We start from the raw sequence: 24,098 nt of genomic DNA on the forward strand, positions 1-24,098 counted from the left end.
TCTTGAGAATTGCGCGTATTGTCATGCGATAGCAGCCATATTCGGTTGCGAGTTCGTAGACCGTACTTCCCAATCGGCAGCTGATCTGACGACGCGGCACGAGACCTTGAGCGGTTGCCAGAACGCGATCGTGAGCGTGCTTGGCGGGGTGACACTGGTAACCCCGCCAAGCAGAGCCACATCTCGCGCCGCAGAACTTATTCCAGCAGCCCGCGTATGTCGGCGGGCGTGAACTTGCCGGTGGCGAGCTTGGCGTCGCCGATCACGCTGTCGAACAGTTTCGCCTTGCCGGCCTTGAGCGCCATGACCTTTTCCTCGATCGTGTCCTTGGCAACCAGCCGGTAGACCATGACAGTGCGGTTCTGGCCAATGCGATGGATACGATCGACGGCTTGGGCCTCGACCGCTGGATTCCACCAGGGGTCGACGAGGATGCAGTAGTCGGCCTCGGTGAGGTTGAGCCCGAACCCGCCAGCCTTGAGGCTGATCAGGAACACCGGCGCAGTGCCCTCACGGAACCGATCGATGACCTGCGTGCGGCGTTTGGTCGTGCCATCGAGATAGCAGTGCTCGATCCCTTGCGCGTCGAGCCGATCGCGAATCCGGCCAAGCACGCCGGTGAACTGGCTGAACACCAGCACTCGGTGACCCTCCGCGATGGCCTCGTCAAGCAGGTCGGCGAGCACGTCGAGCTTGCTGGCCGGCACCCCGACGTATGCGTCATCGATCAGACTGGCATCGAGGCTGAGCCGCCGCAGCAGCATGAGAGAGCGGAAGATCTCGAAGCGGTTGCCATCGAAATCCTCCATGAGACCGAGCACTTTCTGGCGTTCGCGGTTGAGATGCCGGTCGTAGACGACACGATGCTTGGCGGCGAGTTCGACGGAGATGATCTGCTCCTGCTTGGCCGGCAGGTCGAGCGCCACGTCGTTCTTGGCCCGGCGCAGCATGAGTGGCCGGAGCCGGCGATGCAACTGGGCGAGACGTTCCGCATCGCCATTGCGCTCGATCGGCGTGCGGTAGTAGTCGGTGAACTTCTTGGGCGACGGGAACAGCCCGGGTGCGACGAGGCCGAGCAGCGCCCAAAGCTCCATCAGATTGTTCTCCATCGGAGTGCCCGTGACTGCGATCTTGATGCCGGCCCGCAACCGCTTGGCGCAGCCGTACGTCTTGGACTGATGGTTCTTGACGAATTGGGCTTCATCGAGCACGAGGCCCGCCCACTCGATCTCATCGTAGCCGTCGAACTCGAGTCGCATCAGGGTGTACGACGTGATGACGATGTCCGATCGAGACGCAATCGCTGCGATCTCCTCGCCGCGCCGGGCACGAGTCTGGTCGATGACGTGGACTCGAAGGTCGGGTGTGAATCGGGCGGCCTCAGCCAGCCAGTTGCCGGCGACACTGGTCGGTGCGACGACGAGGAATGGTTGCCCATTTGGCTTGTGCTCGTGGAGCCGCTGGATCAGCGCTAACACCTGCAACGTCTTGCCCAAGCCCATGTCGTCGGCAAGTATGCCGCCGAGGCCGGCGGAATGGAGCCGGCTGAGCCAGGCAAAGCCGGAGCGCTGGTACGGCCGCAGGGTCGCATGAACGCCGGCCGGAACTTCGATATCGGCGGATTCATCGTCGCTGGTCGGCTCGAGTCCGCGCAGCGTCGCCACCGCCGCACGCCACTGCTCCGCCTGCTCGGTGACGACACCGAGGGCTTCGAGTTCGGACCACAGGCCGACCTGAAAGCGGCTCAGCCGGAGCGGCCCCGATGGGGCATCCTGCAGCGAGCGGGCCTCGTCGATGAGCGCGAGCAACTGTTGCAGCACCGGATGCTCGAGCGACAGACACATACCGCTCGGCAGTATGAAGACTGGCTGCCGGCGGACGATTGCGGCTAGAAGCTGGTCGATCGGGACGTCCTCGCCCTCGATTGTGACCGTCACCGACAGGTCGAACCAGTCCCGACTGTCCGGCGATGCGGCCGTCGCCAGCGAGACCACCGGGTCTTCGAGCGCGTGGCGGTAGTCGGGGAGTTCGCCGCTGATGCTGACTTCGATAGCGGCTAACTCTTGTAGCGCAGGCAGCGTTGTCATGACGAATTCGGCTGCCTGCACGCCGGTCAACATCGCCGCGTCGTGATGCGGAGCCAGCAGCCCGTGCGGGACGAGGAGCGGGCGCACCGCTGAAACAATTTGCGTTTCGGCGTCGGCATCGCGGTATGTCTGCTCGCCCGCCGCCGGCGCCAGCGGGAGTTGCGTGGCGAGGATCTGGTCGCCGTGGACGGCGCGGTAACTCCAGTGCAACTGCAGGCCGAGGTTGTGGTCGGCACCAGGGTGCAGCGACAGCAGGAGGCTGGGTTCGGGCAGACCGGGGAGCTCCACGGAGCCATCGGGCGACCGGACCGTCATCCGGCCAGCAAGCTTCGGGTAGTAGCCGAGCAGAAACTCATCGGCATCGTCGGCAGGTAGGCGTACCGGCATGCCCGCGGCAACCAGTGTCGTCAGCGAGGCGTCGAGTGGCGCATCGAATGGTGCCATCTTGACCAACCGATTCTTCGACGACGGCTGTTCCGCATCATCTTCGGTCCACCAATAGAGGCCGCTGGCTTCAGCGCCGCCGATCAGCTCGAACCGATCAGCCGTGAGCGGTGTCCCATCGACACTGACGGTCGGCGCGACGACGAGCCCGTTCCCGTCCCGGCTGATGTCCAGCGCTGCCTCGGCCGATTTTGCCTGGTGGATCGGAGACCCGTTCTTGGCAGCGTTGATCAACGCCAAGCCACTGTGCTCTGCCTGATCGAGCAGGCTCCAGATGCCCGAACCCGTCAACTCATCGACATACATGACGGTGTCGCTCTGGCCGTAGTAGTACTGCATACCGCGGGACGCCGTGCGCAACGATTGGATACCCACCAAGACCTGCCACTGCCGTGGATCGATCTTGTGGGTCACCGCGGCGTAGGCAAGATCCCGCCACGAGATTTCTGAGCGGATCCACTTGCCGGACTTGCCACGCGTCACGGGTCGTATGGTCATCCGGAAGGCTGGCGCTGCGGACTGGTGGGCGTTCTTGTTGGCGATCAACTCGAACTGCAGGGCGGCTTCGAGCGGTGGGGCGGCTGTCGCGCTCATACTCAGGGCAGTATCGAACGCACGACGCCAGGTCGGCGCCTGCGGTGTCGTCGCCGGATCGGCACGGGCAGTCAACAGCAGTGCTACCGCATGTTTGCAGTAGCCGCCGAGCGGACAGCTGCACCAGTTGCCGAGCAGTTCGAGGTCACCCTCTCGGGCAACGTCGAGATCGACCTCGGTGACATACGGCGTGCGACTATTGCCGGCCACGATGCCCGACAGCGTAAGGGTTTCGGGATCCCACTCGTGGCTTCGAACCCGGCCCTGGCGTGCGTAGGCGCGCCCACGTTCATATGAACCGGAGTCGAAGTTTCGTCGGATCTGCGTTTCGCTGATCACGGGGCCATCGTTGGACGAACCGTGGGCCTGAGGGTTATTGGGGAATGCCACGTAGTGAAGTCTATGAAGCCGCGCTGACAGACCAATCTCTTGATGCCTGGTGGATGATTCAGGATCGACTGAAGACTCGACGTCCAGCCCAGAAAACCGCGCCGAGCACCAGCAACGCGCCGAGCCAGGGGAGCAGGACTCCCAACGCCGTCACCGCACCGTTGATCGTTGCGACCAGACCATTCCAGCCGTCAATAAGCCCGCCGCGGAAACCCGACGGTGAAACGTCTTTGGCGGTCGAGCGGGCGGTGAGATCGATCTGAATCGAGGACATCGATACCTGATCGGTCAGGCCTGAGCGTTGGGCTTTCAGGCTGTCCAGATCGGCCTGGCGTTTGGTGAGCGCGTTCTCGGCGCTGATCACCGCAGCGGTCGACTTGGCGTTGCGGATGATGTCTTCGAGCCGGTCGACCGAGACGCCGAGTGCCTTGATGCGAGCGTCGAGATCCTGGCCTTTGAGCGTCACGTCCTGATCAGCGAGGTTGACCGATTCAACGGTGCCGTAGCCGCGGAGTGTGTCGATTGCGCCGGTGACTTTCGTCTGCGGGATGCGTACAACCAGATTGACGCTGCCACCACTGCCCTTCGAAGCCGCGTTCTCATCACGCGAATCGATCCGACCGCCCAGCCCCTCAACGTATGTCGAGATTCTCTGTGCGCTATCGGCTGGCCGGGCAACCCGCATTGAGATTGAACCGGTCGTGATGATCTCCCGCTCGGTTTCGAGGTTGGTCAGTGATTTGGAGCCAGATGCGTCGTTTTCCTGGCCAGCGACGCTTTTAGCGGAACCGCTGGAATCGCTGGCAGCGTCGGAACTCATCGAGTTCGGGCCGTCATACGAACCGACTACGGTCGTACCGATACCGCCGATCGCGACCACGCAGGCGGCGGCGAGTACGACTTTGCGGTAGCGGCGGGTCTTCTGTTGGGACGAACGCATGGCAGTGCTCATAATTGTTCGACGCATTGATTCGATCTGCTCGTCGTTCAGTTCGGGGAGAGTGTTCATGCTGTGCCCCTCAGGACGTTGATGTCGGCGCGAAGTCGTTGGCGGATACGGGCGACCCGGTTGCGGACCGAGCCGTGGGTGACGCCGAGGTTGGCCGCTGCCTCGGCATACGTGCGGTTGTCGTTGATGCACAATTCGTAGATTCGGCGATCGACGTCGGAAAGGGCGGCGATGCTCTTCTCGACCCGTCCGACGAGTTCTTCTTGGATGGCGGCTTCCTCGGCGGAGCCGGACGGATCGGCGAGTTCACCTTGGAGGCCCTGGCTTCGTGCCGCGTCACGTTGTGTCTGCCGGCGCCGATTGAGTCCGGCATATCGGGCGGTGACCAAGAGCCACGGCAGTAGTGAGCTATCGGCAATCTGAATCGTTTGGATCTTCTTCCACGCGGTGATGAACACGTCTTGGGTCGCGTCTTCGGCATCGTGCGCATTGCCGACCACCGCGTATGTTTGCCAATAGACCGGCCGGACGTGGCGCCGATAGAGGTGGTCGAAGGCGAGCCGGTCGCCCGTCGCGGCGCGGCTGAGGAGGTCGCGGTCGTCCGGCAACGGATCACTCACCGCTGGCTCCTTCTGATTGGCTTCCACACCCATATATGTCACCCGGTGCCCAATCGTCTCGCATGAAGTTAGAATTGTTTTGAGTTATGGCTTGGAAATCTGGTCGTATGAGTTGAGGGGCGGGTTGATGCGAGTTCGTTGGCTTATCGCGGTCGTCCTCGCTCTCGTGACTGTTGGGTTGCTTTCACCGCAGGCTTCGGCGTCGTCCGATCAAGGTCTGCGCATGGCACGACTGCCGCAAGTCCTGAGGATCATCCCGCCGGCGCCGAGTTTTGAGCGCCAGATGGCCACGATCACAAACCTTGACCACGTGACCAAAGCGCTCGACGAATGCGATGGCCCGGTCGCTGTGCCGTTGCCTGGCCAGAGCACAGTTCTGGTTGCTGAGCACGACTATTGCGGTGGCTCGGCGTGGATCAGCCGGTTGCATCGGGGGCAGGCGATCCGGCTTTCCGGTCCGGGCGTGGAGCCAGGGATCTACATGGTCGGTGAATCTAGGCATGTGGTGCGCGGCGAGGCCCGAGTTAGGGACATGCCAGACGCCAATGTGGTGCTTCAGACCTGCATCAGCAAGACGAAGATGGTGCTTGTCGGTATGACGCTCGTGGGCGCTTGATCCGGAGCTAACCATTTTCTCCATTTGCCTCATGCGTGACTGAAATCCGTGCTAACTTCAGCGATTGAGACTGGTCGAAATGGGAGTTCGACCGGCTCGAGGGAGCGAAGCCCGAGAAATTGTCGGTAAACGTTTCGCAACTAAAGGGAGAGAGTTGTGAGATACGAAAAGGCAGGTCCGCGCGGCAGGCGCGAGGGTGGTGTCGCCATGGTCGAGTTCGCGCTTGTACTTCCTATTTTTCTTGCACTGGTTTTCGGCATCATCAGCTATGGCTACATGCTGAGTTACCGACAGGCGATGAGCCAGGCCGCAGGTGAAGTTGCACGGATCGTTGCGGTATCGACTGCTCCGAATTTGGATACTCAAATCGACGAGGCCTTCGACAATGCGCTTTCGGGTTACAAGGTTAAGTGTCAAGGTGGGTCGCTGATTTTTGACGGCAGATCTGTCGGCACCTGCACGGTCGAGCGAAATGTCCTGTGCGCAACTGCGGCTGATGCAAACAAATGTGCAAAGGTGACGCTGAAGCAAAATTATCGGGCAAACCCCCTGATCCCGTCGTTCCCTGGATTGGGGATTACCCTGCCGGATAATCTTGAGTTCAACGCTGTCGTCAAGGTTGCATCGTGAAGCTCCGCACTCGTGAAGAGCGAGGCTCGATTCTGCCGATGACAGTTTTGCTCATGGTCACGCTTCTCACCTTCACTGCTTTTGCGGTCGATATCGGTATTCAACGAGTCTCGCGCAGCGATATGCAATCGCTGGCAAATGTCGTTTCGTTGGATCTCGTACGTCATCTCGAAGGACGGAGCGTGAACGATATTCAAGGATCGTCGTGGGATGCTTTGAAACAGCAAAGTATCGAGCGAAATCGCCACACGGTTGGGAAACTCGAGTCGGTAACGCCGATACTGGGGAAGATTCAGCCGGACGGCAGTTTTGTGGCGGTCAGTGGGGCGGATATTCCTACCGCAGTTAAAGTGATTGCAGCATCGAGTGTGCAGTATTCATTCGTTCCCGGTGATGGTCAGGCAGCGCGCTCCGCAGTTGCGACCGTAGATCCGTACATGTGTTTTTCGGTTGGAGCGTTCGCGGCATCACTTGAGACTCCGGGCTCTCCGCTACTCCAAGTTTTCAAAGATGCACTTGGCATCAACCTGAAGGCCGTCGGAAGCGGTGGGGTGGCTGATCTGAAAGACGTCAGCGTTCCGCTTGCTGCCTTGGCGTTGAAACTCAATGCTGGCACCCCCAACGATCTTGTTGATTTTGATACAACTGCGGTGGGCTTTCTCGATGCCGCGGCCCAGGTCCTCAACGATCAGGGCGATACCGCTGCCGCTGGCGTGCTTAACGACGCAATCCTGACGAAATTGCGACTGCTGCCTGCAGTTCCGTTCAAAGTTGGCGACTTGTTGAGCATTAGTGCGGGGGCAGGGTCGGCCGCGGACCTTGGTGTCAACGTCCTTGACTTAATTGCCGCTCCACTTCTGTTGGCGTCCAAGGGCCATGCTGTTTCCTTGCCGAACACACGAATCATTTTGCCGCTGATAGCGGACTTGGGCGTAAAAGTGACAATTATTGAACCGCCTCAGATTGCTTGTGGTCGGCCGGGGCAGGCTGTCGCACGTTCGGCCCAGGCAAAGATAAATCTGCAAGGCGATGTTCTGGCGTCGCTCAGTGGGGTTACCAACCCAAAGCTTGATGTTGCACTCGATCTGGCGAAGGCCAAAGGCACGCTTCGGTCGATCACCTGCACTCCTGGGGCTGGGAACAGAGCTACCATTGATACCGAGTCTGGGGTGATTGACACGGAAGTCAATCTTAAGTTGGATCTGAAGATTTTGTTCTTAGGAATCGCTAAGGTCAACATGCAGGTGGGCCCAACCACCGTCGGGTCTCGATCCGCGCCGCTGGACCTCAACTATCCGCCACCGCCATCGACTGATCTTCCATCTGCGACGACGCCGGGGCAGCTGACATCGCTGGGTTTGGCTGGGACGGATCCGAAAATTACCGGGAGTCTGTTGGGTATCATTCCGCTCGGTGGTCTGGACAGCATCACTTCGGATTTGTTGAATCCGATCCTGGCTTCCCTAGACAGCACCTTAGCGACACTTTTGAACCCGGTGGTGTCCCTGTTAGGGCTGAACCTTGGGGGCGCAGACGTTGCTGCAATAAGCCAGTCGCGATGTGACAGCCCTAGCCTTGTCGGCTGAGCTTCACGTGGCAAAATCTGCATGTGGCCTCGCGGCACTTCTCCTCGCGGCCTTGACCTACGCTCTGGGGTTCCCATGGCTATTGCCGCCCGTTGTGGTGGGCTTGGTTGTTTTGGCCTGCATCACTCGAATGTCGTGGGGCTTGGCACTCGCTTTGGCAACGATCGTGCCATTCGTCGCGCTCGCCGGATCCATGGCGTTGTTCCCGTTATTGGGGATTCCGCTGGTGTCAGGGCTAGTTGGTGCCATGATCCTGGTTGGACTGGTGTCGATCGGTATGTCGGTACGCAGCGGTTGGGCATCCCTGCCAGATTCGAGTGGCAGGTTGTTGCTCGGGGCGTCGCTGGTTATTCCGGCGGCAGTTGGGCTGATCTCTATCGTCGCGGGGAAGGTGATGAACGTTGGTTCGTCTTGGGCTTTGTGGAATGATGCGCTCCCGCACCTTTTGGAAACGCGCGGCTTTATTGAAAACGGTGGATTAGTTGCGGGCGGTGCGCGCGACCCGCTAGTCGGCGAGTTCCTTGCGGTCTTCATGGCGCCGGGCAGAGGCCAAATTGAGGCTCAAAGCCTCTTACAGTTCGATACCAACCGCCAAGCCTTGACAATCTTGCTGATCTTGGCGTGGATGAGCATCCTGTTCTCTGCGTTCGTTGCCGCGGCGGTCCCCAAGTCGCATCCTCGAGTGCGTGCGGGAGTCGCTCTGCTTGCCGGTATTGCACCCTGGACGTGGTTCATCAGCGGATTCGCATTGCGCTTTGGCTATCTGAATGCGCTGGTCTCGATGGTGCTCTTGTTGGCAACGGCTCTCATTTGGGCCGACTGGAGCGACTCGCCGACTCGAGCCTCAGCGATATTCATGTTATCGGCGACAGTGCTGCTTGCTTCATGGGCAGTTTTGGCCGTCATTCCGATAGTGTGGGGCCTGTGGGTGATTGCGCGAAATCTTCGACGGCATCTCCAACTCCGAGGTAGGCACCTAGGCCTGTGGCTCGCATGCTTTGCAGTCTCGGCATCCTATGCATTGCGGGTGACCTTGCCCAGCTTAAAACCTAACGGCGAAATTGGTTTAACTGCGAATGCGCAGTTCTTTGGCTTTGCCCCATTTCAGCCAATCCTCATCATTACTGTTTTAGCGCTCTTGGCCGTCATCGCGGCAAAGAGCCAGCATCAGTGGAGCGAAACCGTTGGAATTCTTGTCTTTATCATCGGAGCGCTGCTGGGCGTGGGGTTGTTACTTGCTCAACGAACAGGATCAGGTGTTGACCTGTGGGGCTACTATCCGCAGAAGTATTCGTGGATTGTGAGCGTAGCTGCAATTGCAATGATTGGCCGGCTGATGGCGACGGCCGTTTCCACCGACCTGCGGCGCCGCCGCGACCGTATCGTCGCACCGTTTGTCGTTCTTGCGGCGTTATTAGCGGTGATGGCTGCCGCCCCGCCGAGTTCTTCGCCGCTTCAGGCGCAGGGATGGTTTGGGATCAAAAAGATACTTCCGGTCACGGCGATTATCGACGGACAGCCAGACAAGGCAACAACCAATTTGAATTACCTGCACCACTTCGCTCCGACGTTGTACGACGCACCGGTTAACAATTACCGGATGCTGCTATCCCGTTACTATCCAGATTCGGATGGAGAACAGTGGGTAAATGTCTCGTTAGTTCGGTTAAATGCTTGGGCGGGAGGTCAATATTCTGCCGGAGACTTCGACACGCTCTACCTCAAGAAAGCTCGTGCGTTGTGTGGCGCATTGAATCATTGGGGACCTGGTGTGCTTGTCCTGACCCACGATCCGCAATTGGGCAAGCGGGTCGACAGTGCTTGCCCACGGGCCGACGGGATTGTGCAGGTTCGCCCATGAGGAGCAGCCACGATCTACGTCGGCCTCTGGCGAGCATCCTGTTGCTGGCCTTTGTGACACTTCTGGTGTGGGGGGTTACGTCAGGTCCGAAAATACCCAATGGTTTCATCCAGCATGACGAGGCATCAACCGACGCAGGCCTCTACAAGGCGATTGTCGAGCGGATGGACGATGGCCAGACTTATTACGCCGCTGTTGCAGCTGAGCAGCCGGTGCGCGGCTATCCGACTTCGCCGGTCGTGACGGTGCGTGAGCCGGTATTGGCATGGTCAATTGCAACGCTTGGCACTCGAGCGATGTATTACCTCTTGATCGGGCTCGCGGCGCTCTCGGTCCTTCTGGCAATTGCTAGGTTTGAACGCATTGCCGGGTCCCGTCTCGAATGGTATTTAGCCAGCCTTCTAACTGGATTGGGAATGGTGACTTCGGTCAGTGTTGAGAGTCTTTGGTCCCATGAAGCCTGGGCGGGCACGTTGGTGTTCGTCGGGTTAATCGGCCGGACTTCGCGTCATTACTTGCCGACTGCTGTTGCACTTACTGCGGCAGCGATCATCCGTGAACTGGCCGCGCCCGTGCTTGTAGTCATGCTGGTGATGTCGCTGTGGAAACGTCGGTATAGAGAGGCAATTGTCTATTCGGTCGGGCTCAGCGCTTTTTTGATCTTCTACGGATGGCACGTCGTCGAGGTGAACAGGAACGTCGGCGCTGTGGGCGGGCAATCGCCCGGATGGCTTGAGTTCGGTGGCTGGCCGTTCATTGTCAATGCGACCTGGTTCAGCACAGTCCTGACGGCCATGCCATTTGTCGTAGCGACAATTGTCGCACCTTGCGCGCTTCTTGGATGGCTCGTCCGCCGTGATGATCTGTCCCGAACCATCACAGCGACGCTGCTGGTCTACGTCTTGTGTTTTTCCATTTTTGGAAGGTTCAACAACCTCTACTGGGGTGCTTTATTCGCGCCATTGTTGCTGCCGGGGCTTGCATTTGCGCCTAGGGCGCTTCGCGATCTGCTTCGAAGGGTGTGTCTATCGCGGAGCAACGCCAAAAGCGATCTAGTCCTTTAGAACTATTTCTCTCAGATTCTTGTAAAACTGCTGTACGAACGCATAAAAGGCAGTATTTTACTGGCAGGGAGAGTCGCTATCTGGCGGCTGTACGAGATTAGAGGGAGAATATTATGTTCGTTCTTGCAACTATGATGTCGTTTGTCACTGGGCTGACGGAACGCCGTGATGAGCGCGGTGCCACCGCGGTTGAATATGGTCTGCTTGTTGCACTGATTGCTGCTGTGATCATCGCTGTGGTTGCCACCTTGGGCACAGACATCAAAGCTGCGTTTACTTCGATTAGCGACAAGTTCTAACCAGCGTTTACAAATTCAGTAACAATTGACTTGTCAGGCTTGGGCCAGTTCAGATTTATTGACGGCTCCAAGCTTGACAAGTTCATTTCGGCCTCGAGTGAATATGCCCTCGATGGTCTTGTGCACCACTTTCACATCTAAGGGAGAAGATAGTGAAAAGACAACTCATTGCATTGGGCGTCGCCGCGCTTCTGGCGCTCGTCGGCATAGTCATTCTTGTAAGCTATGCGAATCGCGCCAATGATCGGGCCTTTGATGGCACCAAACTGGTCAGCGTACTTCGGGCGACATCAGAAGCACCGGCAAAGACGCCTGCGAGTGAACTCGACAGCAAAGTCGAGATCGTAAAGATCCCGCAAGCCGCGGTCGTGCCGGGTGCATTGACGTCGTTGGACGGACTTGACGGGCTGGTCACCAAGTCGATCCTGGTGCCCGGCGATCAGCTGACCAAAGCTAAGTTCGCCAGCCCCGATTCGGTCAAGGGCGACACCGCCGTGCCGAAGGGTATGCAGGAACTGACGATCCCGGTATCGGGAGCGCGGCTTGTTGGCGGAACTGTCGTTGCCGGCGACAAAGTGGGCGTGTTCTCCAGCTATGACGGCTCAACTGCCAATCCGATCAACGACTTGTTGGTGCTTCGTGTCGACACACCACCTACCGACAACGGCAACTCGGCCGGAACGCTTGTCACCGTTGCCGTGGACACACTCAAGGCCGAAAAGCTCGTTCACATCATGGAATTCGGCAAGATCTGGATGACAAAACAGAATCCAGACACCGACACTAGCGGCGGGAAGACCATCACGAGCAAGGATGTGGCGCCGTGAGCATCACGCTGATCGTCGGTGGGAATGATGAGGCGGAGTCGCGCCTGAGCGCGGCGACCGGGCATCCAACGGTGTCTTTGACGCCGGAGTCAGTGAGCTCAGAGTCAGCTAGTTTGTTGCGCGGCCTTGATCCAAAGGATCTTCCGGAGGCCATTGTATTCGCGTCAACTCTGCCGCTGACGCGGTCTTTGGCCATGGCCGCTGAAGTCCATGCCGTGCGTCCGGACATCGACATGGTTCTAATCGCGGCGGCTGAGAAGCACATCATTCTGGATGCAATGCGAGCAGGCATCCGCGACATCGCACCGAGTCTTGAGGATGCATCTTTCCTAAATGGGCTACGAGCGACTCTTGATGCGAGAGCCGATCGGAGCAGACTCCAGGTTTCGTCGGCGCAGTTGTCGCCGTTGGTTGATTTCACCTCGCGCACCGTGACGGTGGTGTCGCCGAAGGGCGGTGTTGGCAAAACCAGCATCTCCAGCAATCTGGCGGTTGCCTTCGCGCAACGCTCGCCGATGGAGGTCGTCCTGGTCGACCTTGACCTCCAATTCGGTGACCTCTCCACTGTTCTCGACCTCAAACCAACTCATACGCTCGCCGATGTGTTTGCCTCAACCACCCGCGACAATCTGATGCTCAAGACCTATCTGACGCCGCACAGCGCCGGGTTCTACGTCCTGTGCGGGGCAGATTCGCCCGCGGCCAATGACAAGGTCACCGGCGCGCTGGTCACTCAGCTGATCCGGCAATTGCAGTCGCAGTTCCGCTACATCATTATCGACACCGCTGCGGGTCTTGACGATGCGGCACTTGCCGCGCTCGAATGTTCCGACGATGCAGTCGTTGTCTCCACGATGGATGTCGCCTGTCTGCGGGGTGTTCGCAAGGAAATTGAGCTGCTCAGCGAGTTGGGAATTCTGCCAGCTTCGCGACATGTCGTGCTCAACTTTGCCGACAAACAGTCCGGCCTCAAGGTCAAAGACGTCGAAGCATTGCTCGGCACACCAGTTGACTTCGCGCTGCCACGAAATCGGGATGTGACCGTTGCCGCGAATCGCGGCGTGCCGTTGTTGATTGACACCAAGGGCGGCGCCTTTGCCAAATCGCTGCGCGCATTGGCCAAGCGGATTTTCGACCGTGCGCGTGAGGCCGAGGAGAAGACTGGCCACCGACGTCTGGAAGTCGCATGAGACTCAGTGACCGCTTGGATGCAGCCCGCGATGCCCAACTGACCACGGCTACGGCGATTGCATCGGAGTCGGTTCCCGATCAGGACGAAGACTCGGTGGGGGCTGGCGATGCCTTCCGCGAAATCAAGGCCAGATGTATGGACTTGCTCTTCGAGCGGCTTGGCGCGCGAATCAATGACTCGACGCTCACCGAAGATCAGTTGCATCGCTTCGTTCGAGAAGAACTCACCTCAATCATCGGTTCTGAGCAGCAGTTGCTCTCGACTGAGGAACGCCAACGGCTTATCCGCGATCTTGAGGACGATGCCATCGGGCTTGGCCCGTTGGAGCGGATGCTGGACGATGACTCGATCACCGAAATCATGGTTAATCGTTTTGATCAGGTGTATGTCGAGCGTGCTGGTCGGCTCACACGGTCATCAGCACGGTTCCTTTCGGAGCAGCACTTGCGCCGTATCATCGAACGAATTGTTTCGAAGGTCGGCCGGCGCATCGATGAATCATCGCCATTGGTCGATGCGCGTCTCGCCGATGGGTCTCGTGTCAATGCGGTCATTCCGCCACTTGCCGTTGATGGCTCGTCGCTTACTATCCGTAAGTTCTCGCGTACGCCGCTTGGCATCACCGACTTGGTGAATCTGGGGACAGTAACTGAGCAGATGGCGGAACTTCTTAATGCCTGCGTCCAGGCTCGGCTCAACATCCTCATCAGCGGCGGCACGGGAACCGGTAAAACGACGCTCTTAAACGTATTGTCGGGCTTCATTCCGGCGACCGAACGCATTGTGACCATTGAAGACGCGGTTGAGCTGAATCTTCAGCAGCCGCACGTCGTCCGGCTGGAGAGTCGCCCGCCGAACATCGAAGGCAGCGGAGAGGTCCGCATCCGCGATCTGGTGCGCAACTCGCTTCGTATGCGGCCCGATCGCATCGTGGTCGGCGAGTGCCGTGGCGGCGAAGCGCTCGACATGCTGCAGGCAATGAACACCGGCCACGACGGTTCGCTGTCCACACTGCACGCCAACTCACCGCGCGATGCTATGTCGCGACTGGAAACATTAGTGCTCATGGCTGGCATGGATCTACCCTTGCGGGCGATCCGTGAACAGGCCGCTTCTGCAATTGACGTGGTCGTGCAGATCTCGCGAATGCGAGACGGCAGCCGCAAGATCACCCACGTCACCGAAGTGCTGGGTCTCGAAGGCGACACGATTGTCATGCAGGATGTGTTCTCCTTCAATTACGGCGAAGGTGTCGACAATTATGGACGTGTTCTCGGCTCCGCACAGCCGACCGGCATCAGGCCGCATTTTAGTGAACGTTTCCACGACATGGGCGTCACCTTCGATCTGGACAATCTGATTGCCCAGGGACGGAGGAACTGATCGTGGGACTTCTACTGCTTGGCTTGGTAAGTGTCCTTGCGGCATTTGGTGCGGTCGCATTCGCATTGGCGGGTGCTCCTGGTGCACGGGTTTCGAAGGAGCGACTGTCAGCTTTCCGAGTGGTCGAAGAAAAGTCGATCCTGACACGAACTGCTGATTCGCTGGTTGGACAGATTGACCAGTTGTTGAGCAAGCGTGGCTGGCGACCGTTCAGCGCAGCTGCATTGGAGTTGGCGGGGGTCAGAACGCCGATCGCGTCGCTCGTCCTGCTGGTCCTCTGCCTGTCCTTTGGTGGGTTTGCAGTTGGCTTCGTGTTATTTCAGAGCGCCGTTCTGGGCATCCTTATTGCCTTGGTTGTTCCTTTCTTTTTCAAGGCCTGGATCAGGCTCAAGGCGACCCGACGATGCAAAAAATTCGCCGATCAATTGCCAAGCATGCTGCAAATGACAGCTGCATCGTTGCGTGCCGGTCACAGCCTGGCTCGAGCCTTTGATGCAGTGTCCACAGAAGCAGATCCGCCGATGTCCGAAGAGTTGGCGCGGGCAGTTAATGAAAATCGTCTAGGTCGTGATTTCCCTGAAGCACTGGAGCGGGTCTCAGAGCGGATGAAATCCAAGGATTTCTATTGGGTTGCCGGCGCGATCAGCGCCCAGCGGGAGACGGGCGGCAATCTGAACGAGATCCTAGATCAGGTTGCTGAGACGATCCGCGAGCGCAACCACATCCGGCAACAGGTGTTCTCGCTCTCGGCCGAGGGGCGCATCTCGGCCTACATCCTGATGGCGCTGCCAGTCACTATCGGTGGCTACTATGCGTTGGTCAATCCCACTTTGATGGGTGCTTTCATCGACTCGGGCATCGGCAAACTGTTGCTCCTGGGCAGCCTGGTCATGTATGTGCTCGGCGGATTCTGGATGCGTTCAATCGTCCGGATCGAATTCTAGGAGATTGACATGATTTATCTCGCCGTCATTGTCCTCATCGGAGCGTTCATCGCCCTCGCGGCAGCACTGGGACTGATCTTCCTGCCCAGTAGAACAATTCGTCGAAGAGTGAAGCGGATCGCCGGCAGCGCGGAAGAGCCGGAGCAGAAGACTATTTCTGTGGACGATTTGTCGGCCAGTTGGTTAAGCCGACTCACTCCACTTGGTCTGATGACCCGGATCGAACGAAACATGGTGCTTGCCGGGCGACCAGATGGCTGGTCACGAGACCGCGTCATCGTCGCAAAGCCCCTGGGGCTGGCCTTCGGCCTGTTCTTTGCCGTTGTGATCATTGCGAAGACCAGTTCGCCCGTGTTGATGCTGTTTGCGATCGGCATGATCATCCTTGGCTACTTTGTCCCGGACCTGCTGATCTATAACCAGGCGATCAAACGCCAAGAGCAGATTCAGCGTGACCTTCCCGACACGCTCGACCAGATCGTGATCTCGATTGAGGCTGGTGTTGGATTTGAAGCCGCGTTGGCCCGGGCAGGGGATAAGGGCACTGGTCCGCTTGCTGACGAAATTGTCCGCTTGATTCAGGACATTGCCCTTGGGATGAGCCGCCGTGAAGCCTATTTCGCTCTGGCCGACCGGACTTCGGTCGAGGGACTGAAGACCTTCGCGAAGGCCATCGTCCAAGCCGAGGAGTTCGGCGTCTCGATCTCCTCGGTCGTACGAACGCAGGCGCAGGAGATGCGAATCGGTCGACGGGCTCGCGCCGAAGCCAAAGCGCAGCAAGTCCCGGTCAAGATTTTGTTGCCCTTGATGTCATGCATCCTGCCGGTGTTGTTCATCGTCGTGCTCGGACCGCCGGTGACGAACGCTTTCCGGATCAACTGACTCGGCACCATAGACGCCCGGCCGTTGGCGCTTTCTCCCGATTCGCGCCGACGGTCGGGTCTTTCACGCCGAAATGAATGTACACAACCCACCCTCTTGTCAGATCAGTGTACAAATAGTACCTTTATGTAAACCCCACCTCCCGGGGCAGACATGAGGAGCCGATATGGCATTTCAAGCAACAGTGGACGGACAGCCAGTCGTCTGGCGCGATTCGAAACGTTATCTGTGGATCATCGGCGCGATTGTGCCGCTCGTCCCGTTCGCCGGTTACGCACTTGTCCTGTGGACTGGCTGGACCGTCATGTGGTTCTTCGGACTGTTCTTCGTTTTCGTATTTATCCCACTCGTGGACATCCTCGTGGGCCTCGATCGGGAGAATCCGCCGGACGCGGTCCTCGATTCGCTGGAGAACGACAAGTACTACCGCTGGGTGACCTACGCATTCATCCCGCTGCAGATGCTGTCGTTCGTGTGGGCGGCCTATCTGCTCGGTGGCGGCACCATGTTTGGTCAAGCGCCACTGGACTGGGTCGACAAGATCGGCCTTGCCACGGGCATCGGCCTGGTCGCGGGCATCGGCATCAACACGGCGCACGAGCTTGGTCATAAAAAAGTCGAGTATGAGCGTTGGTTCGCTCGCATCGTGTTGGCGCAGACCTTCTACGGTCACTTCTTCATCGAGCACAATCGTGGCCACCACGTACGCGTTGCAACCCCGGAGGATCCGGCCAGTTCGCGACTTGGCGAAAACGTCTGGGAGTTCATGCCGCGCACGATGAGCGGCAGCCTCAAAAGCGCATGGGGCCTTGAGAAGAAGCGTTTCGCGCGCCTGAACAAGAGCCACTGGACGCTCAAAAACGATGTACTGAATGCTTGGGCGTTCTCGATCCTGCTCTGGGGCGCGCTGATGATCGCCTTCGGTTGGCAGATCTTCCCTTACCTCGTGCTCCAAGCCATCGTCGGCATCTGGCTGCTGGAGTCGGTCAACTACCTCGAGCACTACGGCATGCTGCGCGCCAAGTTGGCGTCGGGCCGCTTCGAGCGGGTTAATCCGGGTCACAGCTGGAACAGCAACAACATCGGCACCAACGTCCTGCTTTATCACCTGCAGCGACACAGCGATCACCACGCCAATCCGACCCGCCGCTATCAGGCGCTCCGTGACTTCAAGGAATCCCCGGTCCTACCGACGGGCTACGCGGGCATGATCGTCCTGAGTTGGGTCCCTGCAATCTGGCGCCGGGTGATGGATCGGAAAGTGATCGCGCATTACGACGGTGATGTCACACTGACTAACCTGCATCCGCGCAATCGGGACAAGTGGATCAAGAAGTATGGCGCGGGGGTTCGGAGCAGCACCGCTTACCAAGAAGAGGAGGTCGCATGAGCACGTATGTGTGCCCCAATTGTGAGTATGTCTATGACGAGACGGTTGGCGACCCGCGTGAGGGCTGGCCGGCCGGCACCAAATTCGAGGACATCGACGCTGACTGGTGCTGCCCCGACTGTGGAGTACGCGAACGACAAGATTTCACGGTGTCGGGCGAGACTGGGCTCGATGCCGACGGCAATCGCAGCGACAGCGACAGCGACAAGGCGGCCGAGGTCGCCAGGCAGGAGAATCATTCATGAAGGTCTGGAAATGCGAACAGTGTGGCTTTGAATACGACGAAGCCGAGGGCTGGGAAGAAGAAGGCTTCGCGGCGGGCACCAAGTGGGAAGACATCCCCGATGACTGGACCTGCCCCGACTGTGGTGCCTCCAAGGCTGACTTCACGATGGTGGAAGTGGCTGCCTGATGACTAGCTCGCGTGCGGTGATTGTTGGCGCCGGTATCGCCGGTGTCAGCGCCGCCGCGGGTATGCGCGCTGCTGGCTGGGACGGCGAGATCGTCCTGCTCGGCAGCGAACACGAGTTGCCCTATCGCCGCCCGCCGGTCTCCAAGGAGATTATCCGTGGCGAAAAGAGCGCTGATCAGATCCGCATCAAAGCCGAGGGCTGGTATGTGGACAACCAGATCACGCTACGCACCGGCAGCACCGTCAGCAGCATCGACAGTGCTGCCCGCACGGTCACCCTCGATGGGGGAGAGGTCATTGATTTTGACCTGCTCCTGTTAGCTACCGGCGGCACTGCGCGGACCCTGGGCGATGCCACCGGGATACGTACCCTTCGCTCGCTCGCCGATGTGCCAAGCCTGCAATCCGAACTGGGCGATGGCCAGCACGTAATTGTGGTGGGCGCCGGGCTGATCGGTTCCGAGATCGCGGCCAGTGCCTGCGGTCTGGGCTGCAAGGTCACCTTGCTGGAGACCGCAGCGCTGCCGTTGCCGCGCCTCTTGCCGCCGCTATTGGGGCAGATGTATTCCGAGCTGCACAAAGCTCACGGCACTGATCTGCATACCGACGTCACCGTCGAGAGCATCAATGACGAAGACGGGCAGACAGTCGTCCGTGCGTCCGACGGACGGTCTTGGACGGCGCCGATCGTTGTCGTCGCGGTCGGCATGTTGCCGGCAACCGCGCTGGCTGCCGCCGCAGGAATCGCGATCGCCTCACCCGCAGATGGCGACGGCATCGTCGTCGACAACCGTGGCCAAACCTCAGTACCAGGAATTTATGCCGCCGGTGATGTCGCCAACCAACCCAATACGATCCGCGGCGGCCGGCACCGTGTCGAGCATTGGCAGGGCGCGCAGAATCACGGCACCGCAGTTGGCAAATTTATGGCCGGCACCGAAGGCGAATTCGTCGAAGTGCCGTGGTGCTGGTCCGATCAATACGGCATCAACCTCCAAGTTGCTGGCTGGCCCCAAGCCGCCAACGACGTCCACATCCGCGGGTCAATCGACGAGCGTGACTTCTCTGCGTTCTTCCTCGACAACGCTGTGATCGTCGGCGCTGTCACCATCGGTCGGGCCAAAGACATCCGACTCGCCCGCAAATGGATCGCAACTCAGGAACGCCCCGACCCCCAGATCCTCACCGACGAAGCAGCTGCACTCGCCGATAGCGTGACGGTATGACTGCGACCAGCTTTCGCTCCGATGTGCGGTCGTTGCTTCGCGATCGGTTGTTGGATGCGGCGCAGGAAATCATGGTCTCCAAGAGCTGGAGCGACGTAACCATGGCGCGGATCGCGGAGCTTGGCGGGGTCAGCCGGCAGACGGTCTACAACGAGTTTGGCTCCAAACCCGAGCTTGCTGGGGAACTCGTTATGCGCGAGTTGGGTCGTTTCCTGGAAGCCGTACGTCTGCAGATCTTCACCCAAGACGATGTCATTGAGGGCATCCGAGGTGCTTGCACAGACGCGTTGACGATGGCCGAGACCAACCCGTTGCTGCGCGCGGTGATTTCGTCGGTTCATCAGCGCGAGAATGACCTGGTTCCGCTCCTGACAACCGAATCCCAGGGTGTCATAGACGCGGCCAAGCTGATCGTGTCCGGCGCGCTGCGCGAAAAACACCCTGATCTGACTATCCCCGATGAGCAGCTCGAATATGCAGTCGAAGCAGTCGTCCGGCTAGTACTCAGCCACGTCATGCGGCCGTCCTACACCCCGGCTGAGGCTGCCGACCAAATCACCTGGATCGCTAAGCACGTCCTGAACGGTTAAGGCCTTCCCCGCGCTTCGGACAGACGAACGATGAGGGATTCGGACCGCCTGACGACGTTTAACCCTCATCGTTCGTCTTCGCGGTCACGGGACGATGTTTGCTTTGCCGCTTGGCGTGGTCGGTTGATCGGGTGCCTCGGATCGGTCGTCGTCAACGCGTGAGGTTTGGTTGCGACCGAGTTGTTTCGCTCGATATAGTGCTGCGTCGACGGCGGAGATCGTCGCCGCCAGATCGGCGCCATGTGGCAGCCGGCCGATTCCGTAGCTGACGGTGGGAAACTGGATCCCGGTGGAACCGGACGCCGCCCGAAGCCGCACGTTTATCTCCGCAGTGATCTGCTCGGCGCGGTCGAGGTTGGTGCCGTGCAGCAACACGATGAATTCCTCGCCCCCATATCGTGCGACCAGATCGGTTGACCGGACTGTCCCGACGCATGCAGCGGCGAATTCCCGGAGCACCCGATCGCCGGTGGCATGACCGTAGCTGTCGTTGATGTTCTTGAAGTGGTCGAGGTCGGCAAGAATGAGTGCGGCGTCGGTGGAGGGTCGTTTTGGAGCGCGGGTCTCGAGGGCGGCGAGGCGGAGGAATTCGGTGCGATTGAGTAGTCCGGTCAGGCCGTCGCGAGTGGCGCGGGTCGTGAGTTCTTTGGTGGTTTGTTCGTGGCTGAGCTCGGACATGCTGTAGGACACCACGGTCAGAATTACCAAGTTCAGCAGGGTTGTCGTTACGGTCCCGAAATAGGTAGTGAATATTTCTCCCTTGGAACCTTCGACCACATACAGGATCCAGCGAGCGAAGTAGTAGCAGCTGACGAAACCTGCCGCGACAGCAAGCATCATCTGGACCTGGGTATGGGTGCGCTCCATCTGCCACAACTCGAATGCGGAGAGGCCAAACAGCACGCATACTGACAACAAAAACACGAATCCGCCGGACCAAGCATTGGCGTCTGGGTTGCCCTGAGCTGACGCGACGAGCGTGAGAGTCGGGGCCAGCAGTATCCGCCACATTTTTGGTCGTGGTGCGCGTAGAGTCCTAGCGCCCGCCCAGATGGCTGCCGCACCGAGGCTGATCATGAAATTGCCGCAGGGAATCGCCCAGTATTGTTGGGCCGTCCCTTCGAGCGTGTAGACGCTCGTTCCGGCCATGAACGCGGCGAGCGAGATGCACCACCAGCCACAATATGCTGAGCGGGTGGCACGGTATGTGACCCCATAAAACTGGATCAGCATCGCGAGCGCGAGGACGCCAAACGCTGCAAGCAAACTATTCGTGTCAAGTGTCATTTGACGTTGCCGCGCTGTTCGTCGAGCAGCGCGGATTCGCCATTGCGATCGGAGTGGGCGACGACGTCGCCCACCCGTGCGACACGATTGCGTCCGCGTTGTTTTGCTTGATACAGAGCGGCATCGACTGCTGCGATTGTCTCATCCAGTGGGGTTCCGACGGATGTGCTCCCCAACCCATAACTAACCGTCGGGGGCGGGGCGCCGTCGATTTCGGGCCTGTTCCGCAGCCGGCCGCTTATCGCTTCGGCCGTCTGCTCAGCGCGGTCGAGCGTCATGCCCGGAAGCAGCAGAATGAACTCTTCGCCGCCATACCGTCCGACCAGATCGGTCGAACGGACCGATTTCATGCATGCCGCCGCGAATGCTTGCAGCACATGGTCACCCGTGGAGTGGCCGTAGCTGTCGTTGATGTTCTTGAAATGGTCGAGGTCGGCGAGGATGAGCGCTGCGCCACGCGGTGAGCGTTTCGGACTCTCGGTCGCCAGGGTGGCGAGGCGGAGGAACTCTGCGCGATTGAATAGTCCGGTCAGCCCGTCGCGAGTGGCCCGCGTCGTGAGTTCAATGGTGGATTGTTCGTGACTCAGTTCCGCCATGCTGTAGGAAACAACGGCCAGCAGGATCAGATTCAACAGTGTTGTCGTCACCGATCCGAAATAGGTGGTGAATATTTCTCCTTTGGGGCCTTCAATCAGATAGACGATCCAGCGGACGAAGTAATAACCGCTGGTCAGGCCAGCGGTGATTGCGAGTATGAGTTGAACCCGCGTCTCGTTTCGTTCCATCCGCCACAATTCGACCGCAGACAAGCCGATTGTCACGCTCATCGCGAGCAGAAAGATATAGCCCCCGGACCAAATGTTCGAACCAGGATTGTCTAGACAGGACAAGATGAAGGTTAAAATCGGGGCAAAGCCCAGTTGCCATAGCGGCGGGCGAGCGGCTCGCAGCGTTGTGGCGCCTGCCCAGGTTGCGGCCCCACCCAACACCAGCAAAGCGTTGCCGGCTGGATTTGCCCAATACTGTTGCGTTGTTCCGTCCAGAAGAAAAGCGGCAGAACCACTCAGAAATAGTGCGAGTGCCACACACCACCACCCGCAAAAGGGTGCGCGCGTAGGACGGTAGGTCGCACAGTAGAACAGCACCAGCATGGTGAACGCTACGACGCCAAACGCCACACGAAGCGTCGCAGTGTCGAGCATCATGGGCGGTACCGGTTCCTTCGAGGTCTATTTGGCCGCGGCGGCGGCCTTCCGTAATTGGGCGTCGGTGAGCTGTATCCACGGGCTGGGGTCGGACCGGCTCGAGCGGGCTGCAGGAATATCGCCTTGCGTCCACCATTTTGCAATGAAAGCTGTTCCGTCGAACAGGACACGTTGGCCTTTGGTATAGACCGTGCTGTCCTTCCATTTAGGGTAGGTGTCAACTGGCAATTTTATTGCGGTTTCGGGCTTTTCACCGGGAAGGACTGGACCAACGAGCTCCCAAGGCGAAGAGGATTGATCGATGGTTGGGTCGTCGGGCACATCGCCCTGCGTCCACCATTTAGCCACATAGACGTTGTGGTGTTGGACAATCCGGGTGCCCGCGACGTATGTCTGGTCGCTCTGCCAGATTGGATAGGGGCTCGACGCAGGAGCGTCCGGGGCGAAGCTTGGTGGTATCGACGCGGTTGGCGCATCGGCTGGGCTGCCCTTGGGGATCTGGTTTCGCTGGTTGAATCCTTTGCGCAGAACGGTGGCAAATGTCAGACGGCCCTGATCGACGCCGCTGCACGAGTTGGAAACGACGCGGACATCGGGATAGTTGGCGCCACACGTGCGGTCCCGGTTGAGCGACCACATTGAAAGTCTCGCCAGCCCCTTAGCGCGGGCGAAATCATTGAGCGCGCGAGCATCGTTGAGGCTGAATATCTCGCCGGCCACGTCATTCTGTCCGATCATCGGGGTTGCCCCCAACTGCTTCCACATCCTGGCAGGGCCCGATGGCTTCCCGGCGGCCGAGTAGATATCACCCAACTGACTGTGGGTGGCCTTGAGCGCCGCTATCGAGGCGTCGGCCATTGATTGTCGTTTGGCTTTGCTCGCGCCGTAGTCCATCGTCATCACGTTGACGCCGCTCAGTTTCACTCCGCCTTTGAGCGTCGCCGCCACGGTCGAGCGGGCTTCTTCAGTGAGCCCACTGGGTGCCACCGGCAGCGTGAGCCAGATCTTTAGACTTTGATGCTTCGCGGCACGCTCCTGCTGCAGTGTTTTGAGTACACGAGCGCGTCGGGCGTCGGCGGCCGGATTGTTCAGCGCGGCGCCCTCGAGGTCGAAATCTATCGTCCGCACGTCGTAGCGGGTTACGACAGCACGGTAGGCGTTGAGCAGCGCAGTCTCGTCGCTGCACACCGTGGCGAGTTCGCTGTTGGCAGCTCCGCCGAAGGACACCGATATGTCACCCTTGTTCTGGCGCAACCTAGCGATACGGCGGTCTAAATCGAGATCTCTGGATGCATTATCGAGTGAGTAGTCCCGACCCCATGATGGCTTGCAAGCCGAGTCCGGCGTCGCGACGACGAAGGATAGAATGACATTGCGGGCTGCAACCGACACAGGCTTCTCAAATGCCAGCCGGGGAGTGACTGCCACATCCGCATAGGCGCTGAATGCTTCGGGGCTGTCGTCCGCCGCGCGCGCATCCTCGAACCAACGCCACCCCGACAGGCCGGTGAATACCACTGCGCACACCGCAGCCGCGAGAACAACGAGGCGCAACCACGACAGTCGTCGTCCCTCGAAACGTGACACCGAAACCCTCCCTGGTCACCGGACCTGATGTCA

At 59.3% G+C, this 24,098-nt stretch carries 22 protein-coding genes; 16 read left to right on the plus strand and 6 right to left on the minus strand.

Annotated features, from left to right (window positions below; genetic code table 11):
- Positions 1 to 197: 197 nt before the first annotated feature.
- Genes AC2YB9_RS04040 through AC2YB9_RS04050 form a run of 3 tightly spaced genes read right to left on the minus strand, consistent with a single transcriptional unit; the run spans position 198 to position 5,084 of the window.
- Positions 198 to 3,515 (minus strand): DEAD/DEAH box helicase, encoded by a 3,318-nt coding sequence (locus AC2YB9_RS04040; RefSeq protein WP_487267475.1) that lies wholly within the window; start codon positions 3,513 to 3,515, stop codon positions 198 to 200.
- A 58-nt stretch (positions 3,516 to 3,573) separates the two neighbouring features.
- Positions 3,574 to 4,524 carry a DUF4349 domain-containing protein gene (locus AC2YB9_RS04045; RefSeq protein WP_487267476.1) on the minus strand — a complete coding sequence of 317 codons (951 nt, stop codon included), beginning with the start codon at positions 4,522 to 4,524 and terminating at the stop codon, positions 3,574 to 3,576.
- Positions 4,521 to 5,084, minus strand: a complete 564-nt coding sequence (locus AC2YB9_RS04050; RefSeq protein ID WP_487267477.1) for an RNA polymerase sigma factor — start codon at positions 5,082 to 5,084, stop codon at positions 4,521 to 4,523. Before AC2YB9_RS04050 ends, AC2YB9_RS04045 begins: the two co-directional genes overlap by 4 nt.
- A 127-nt stretch (positions 5,085 to 5,211) precedes the next feature.
- On the opposite strand from AC2YB9_RS04050, the gene AC2YB9_RS04055 reads away from it, so the two are divergent.
- From AC2YB9_RS04055 to AC2YB9_RS04130, 16 genes are all read left to right on the plus strand, one after another.
- Positions 5,212 to 5,700 carry a hypothetical protein gene (locus AC2YB9_RS04055; protein WP_487267478.1) on the plus strand — a complete coding sequence of 163 codons (489 nt, stop codon included), beginning with the start codon at positions 5,212 to 5,214 and terminating at the stop codon, positions 5,698 to 5,700.
- A 156-nt stretch (positions 5,701 to 5,856) separates the two neighbouring features.
- On the plus strand, positions 5,857 to 6,330 hold the full coding sequence (locus AC2YB9_RS04060) for a TadE/TadG family type IV pilus assembly protein (RefSeq protein WP_487267479.1): 474 nt from the start codon (positions 5,857 to 5,859) through the stop codon (positions 6,328 to 6,330).
- Entirely contained in the window at positions 6,327 to 7,916 is a 1,590-nt protein-coding gene (locus AC2YB9_RS04065) for a pilus assembly protein TadG-related protein (RefSeq protein ID WP_487267480.1), read from the plus strand. Before AC2YB9_RS04060 ends, AC2YB9_RS04065 begins: the two co-directional genes overlap by 4 nt.
- Before the next feature lie 154 nt (positions 7,917 to 8,070).
- Positions 8,071 to 9,777 carry a hypothetical protein gene (locus tag AC2YB9_RS04070; protein ID WP_487267481.1) on the plus strand — a complete coding sequence of 569 codons (1,707 nt, stop codon included), beginning with the start codon at positions 8,071 to 8,073 and terminating at the stop codon, positions 9,775 to 9,777.
- A complete protein-coding gene (locus tag AC2YB9_RS04075; protein ID WP_487267482.1) occupies positions 9,774 to 10,841 on the plus strand; it encodes a hypothetical protein in 1,068 nt (355 codons plus the stop codon). Before AC2YB9_RS04070 ends, AC2YB9_RS04075 begins: the two co-directional genes overlap by 4 nt.
- 113 nt (positions 10,842 to 10,954) lie before the next feature.
- Entirely contained in the window at positions 10,955 to 11,140 is a 186-nt protein-coding gene (locus AC2YB9_RS04080; protein WP_487267483.1) for a Flp family type IVb pilin, read from the plus strand.
- Positions 11,141 to 11,292: 152 nt separating this feature from the next.
- Positions 11,293 to 11,967, plus strand: coding sequence for a Flp pilus assembly protein CpaB (cpaB, locus tag AC2YB9_RS04085; protein WP_487267484.1), 675 nt, complete (start codon positions 11,293 to 11,295; stop codon positions 11,965 to 11,967).
- Positions 11,964 to 13,157 carry a CpaE/TadZ family protein gene (locus AC2YB9_RS04090; RefSeq protein WP_487267485.1) on the plus strand — a complete coding sequence of 398 codons (1,194 nt, stop codon included), beginning with the start codon at positions 11,964 to 11,966 and terminating at the stop codon, positions 13,155 to 13,157. Before cpaB ends, AC2YB9_RS04090 begins: the two co-directional genes overlap by 4 nt.
- Positions 13,154 to 14,542 carry a TadA family conjugal transfer-associated ATPase gene (locus AC2YB9_RS04095; RefSeq protein WP_487267486.1) on the plus strand — a complete coding sequence of 463 codons (1,389 nt, stop codon included), beginning with the start codon at positions 13,154 to 13,156 and terminating at the stop codon, positions 14,540 to 14,542. The genes AC2YB9_RS04090 and AC2YB9_RS04095 overlap by 4 nt, the downstream gene beginning before the upstream one ends.
- Before the next feature lie 2 nt (positions 14,543 to 14,544).
- A complete protein-coding gene (locus AC2YB9_RS04100) occupies positions 14,545 to 15,486 on the plus strand; it encodes a type II secretion system F family protein (protein ID WP_487267487.1) in 942 nt (313 codons plus the stop codon).
- Positions 15,487 to 15,495: 9 nt separating this feature from the next.
- On the plus strand, positions 15,496 to 16,368 hold the full coding sequence (locus AC2YB9_RS04105; RefSeq protein ID WP_487267488.1) for a type II secretion system F family protein: 873 nt from the start codon (positions 15,496 to 15,498) through the stop codon (positions 16,366 to 16,368).
- A 166-nt stretch (positions 16,369 to 16,534) separates the two neighbouring features.
- Positions 16,535 to 17,758 carry an alkane 1-monooxygenase gene (locus tag AC2YB9_RS04110; protein WP_487267489.1) on the plus strand — a complete coding sequence of 408 codons (1,224 nt, stop codon included), beginning with the start codon at positions 16,535 to 16,537 and terminating at the stop codon, positions 17,756 to 17,758.
- The gene (locus AC2YB9_RS04115) at positions 17,755 to 18,003 is read left to right on the plus strand and encodes a rubredoxin (RefSeq protein ID WP_487267490.1); all 249 of its coding nucleotides are present in this window, start codon (positions 17,755 to 17,757) and stop codon (positions 18,001 to 18,003) included. Before AC2YB9_RS04110 ends, AC2YB9_RS04115 begins: the two co-directional genes overlap by 4 nt.
- Complete coding sequence (locus AC2YB9_RS04120) at positions 18,000 to 18,170, plus strand: rubredoxin (RefSeq protein ID WP_487267491.1); 171 nt, start codon at positions 18,000 to 18,002, stop codon at positions 18,168 to 18,170. Before AC2YB9_RS04115 ends, AC2YB9_RS04120 begins: the two co-directional genes overlap by 4 nt.
- Positions 18,170 to 19,396, plus strand: a complete 1,227-nt coding sequence (locus tag AC2YB9_RS04125; protein WP_487267492.1) for an NAD(P)/FAD-dependent oxidoreductase — start codon at positions 18,170 to 18,172, stop codon at positions 19,394 to 19,396. The genes AC2YB9_RS04120 and AC2YB9_RS04125 overlap by 1 nt, the downstream gene beginning before the upstream one ends.
- Entirely contained in the window at positions 19,393 to 19,986 is a 594-nt protein-coding gene (locus tag AC2YB9_RS04130; RefSeq protein WP_487267493.1) for a TetR/AcrR family transcriptional regulator, read from the plus strand. The genes AC2YB9_RS04125 and AC2YB9_RS04130 overlap by 4 nt, the downstream gene beginning before the upstream one ends.
- Before the next feature lie 84 nt (positions 19,987 to 20,070).
- Here the strand turns inward: AC2YB9_RS04130 and AC2YB9_RS04135 are convergent, their stop codons facing one another.
- Genes AC2YB9_RS04135 through AC2YB9_RS04145 form a run of 3 tightly spaced genes read right to left on the minus strand, consistent with a single transcriptional unit; the run spans position 20,071 to position 24,065 of the window.
- Positions 20,071 to 21,273, minus strand: coding sequence for a GGDEF domain-containing protein (locus AC2YB9_RS04135; protein ID WP_487267494.1), 1,203 nt, complete (start codon positions 21,271 to 21,273; stop codon positions 20,071 to 20,073).
- Positions 21,270 to 22,478 (minus strand): GGDEF domain-containing protein, encoded by a 1,209-nt coding sequence (locus AC2YB9_RS04140; protein ID WP_487267495.1) that lies wholly within the window; start codon positions 22,476 to 22,478, stop codon positions 21,270 to 21,272. The genes AC2YB9_RS04135 and AC2YB9_RS04140 overlap by 4 nt, the downstream gene beginning before the upstream one ends.
- Before the next feature lie 24 nt (positions 22,479 to 22,502).
- Positions 22,503 to 24,065 carry a chitinase gene (locus tag AC2YB9_RS04145; protein WP_487267496.1) on the minus strand — a complete coding sequence of 521 codons (1,563 nt, stop codon included), beginning with the start codon at positions 24,063 to 24,065 and terminating at the stop codon, positions 22,503 to 22,505.
- Positions 24,066 to 24,098: the final 33 nt, after the last annotated feature.

This window comes from Aeromicrobium changchenzhani (assembly GCF_057586615.1).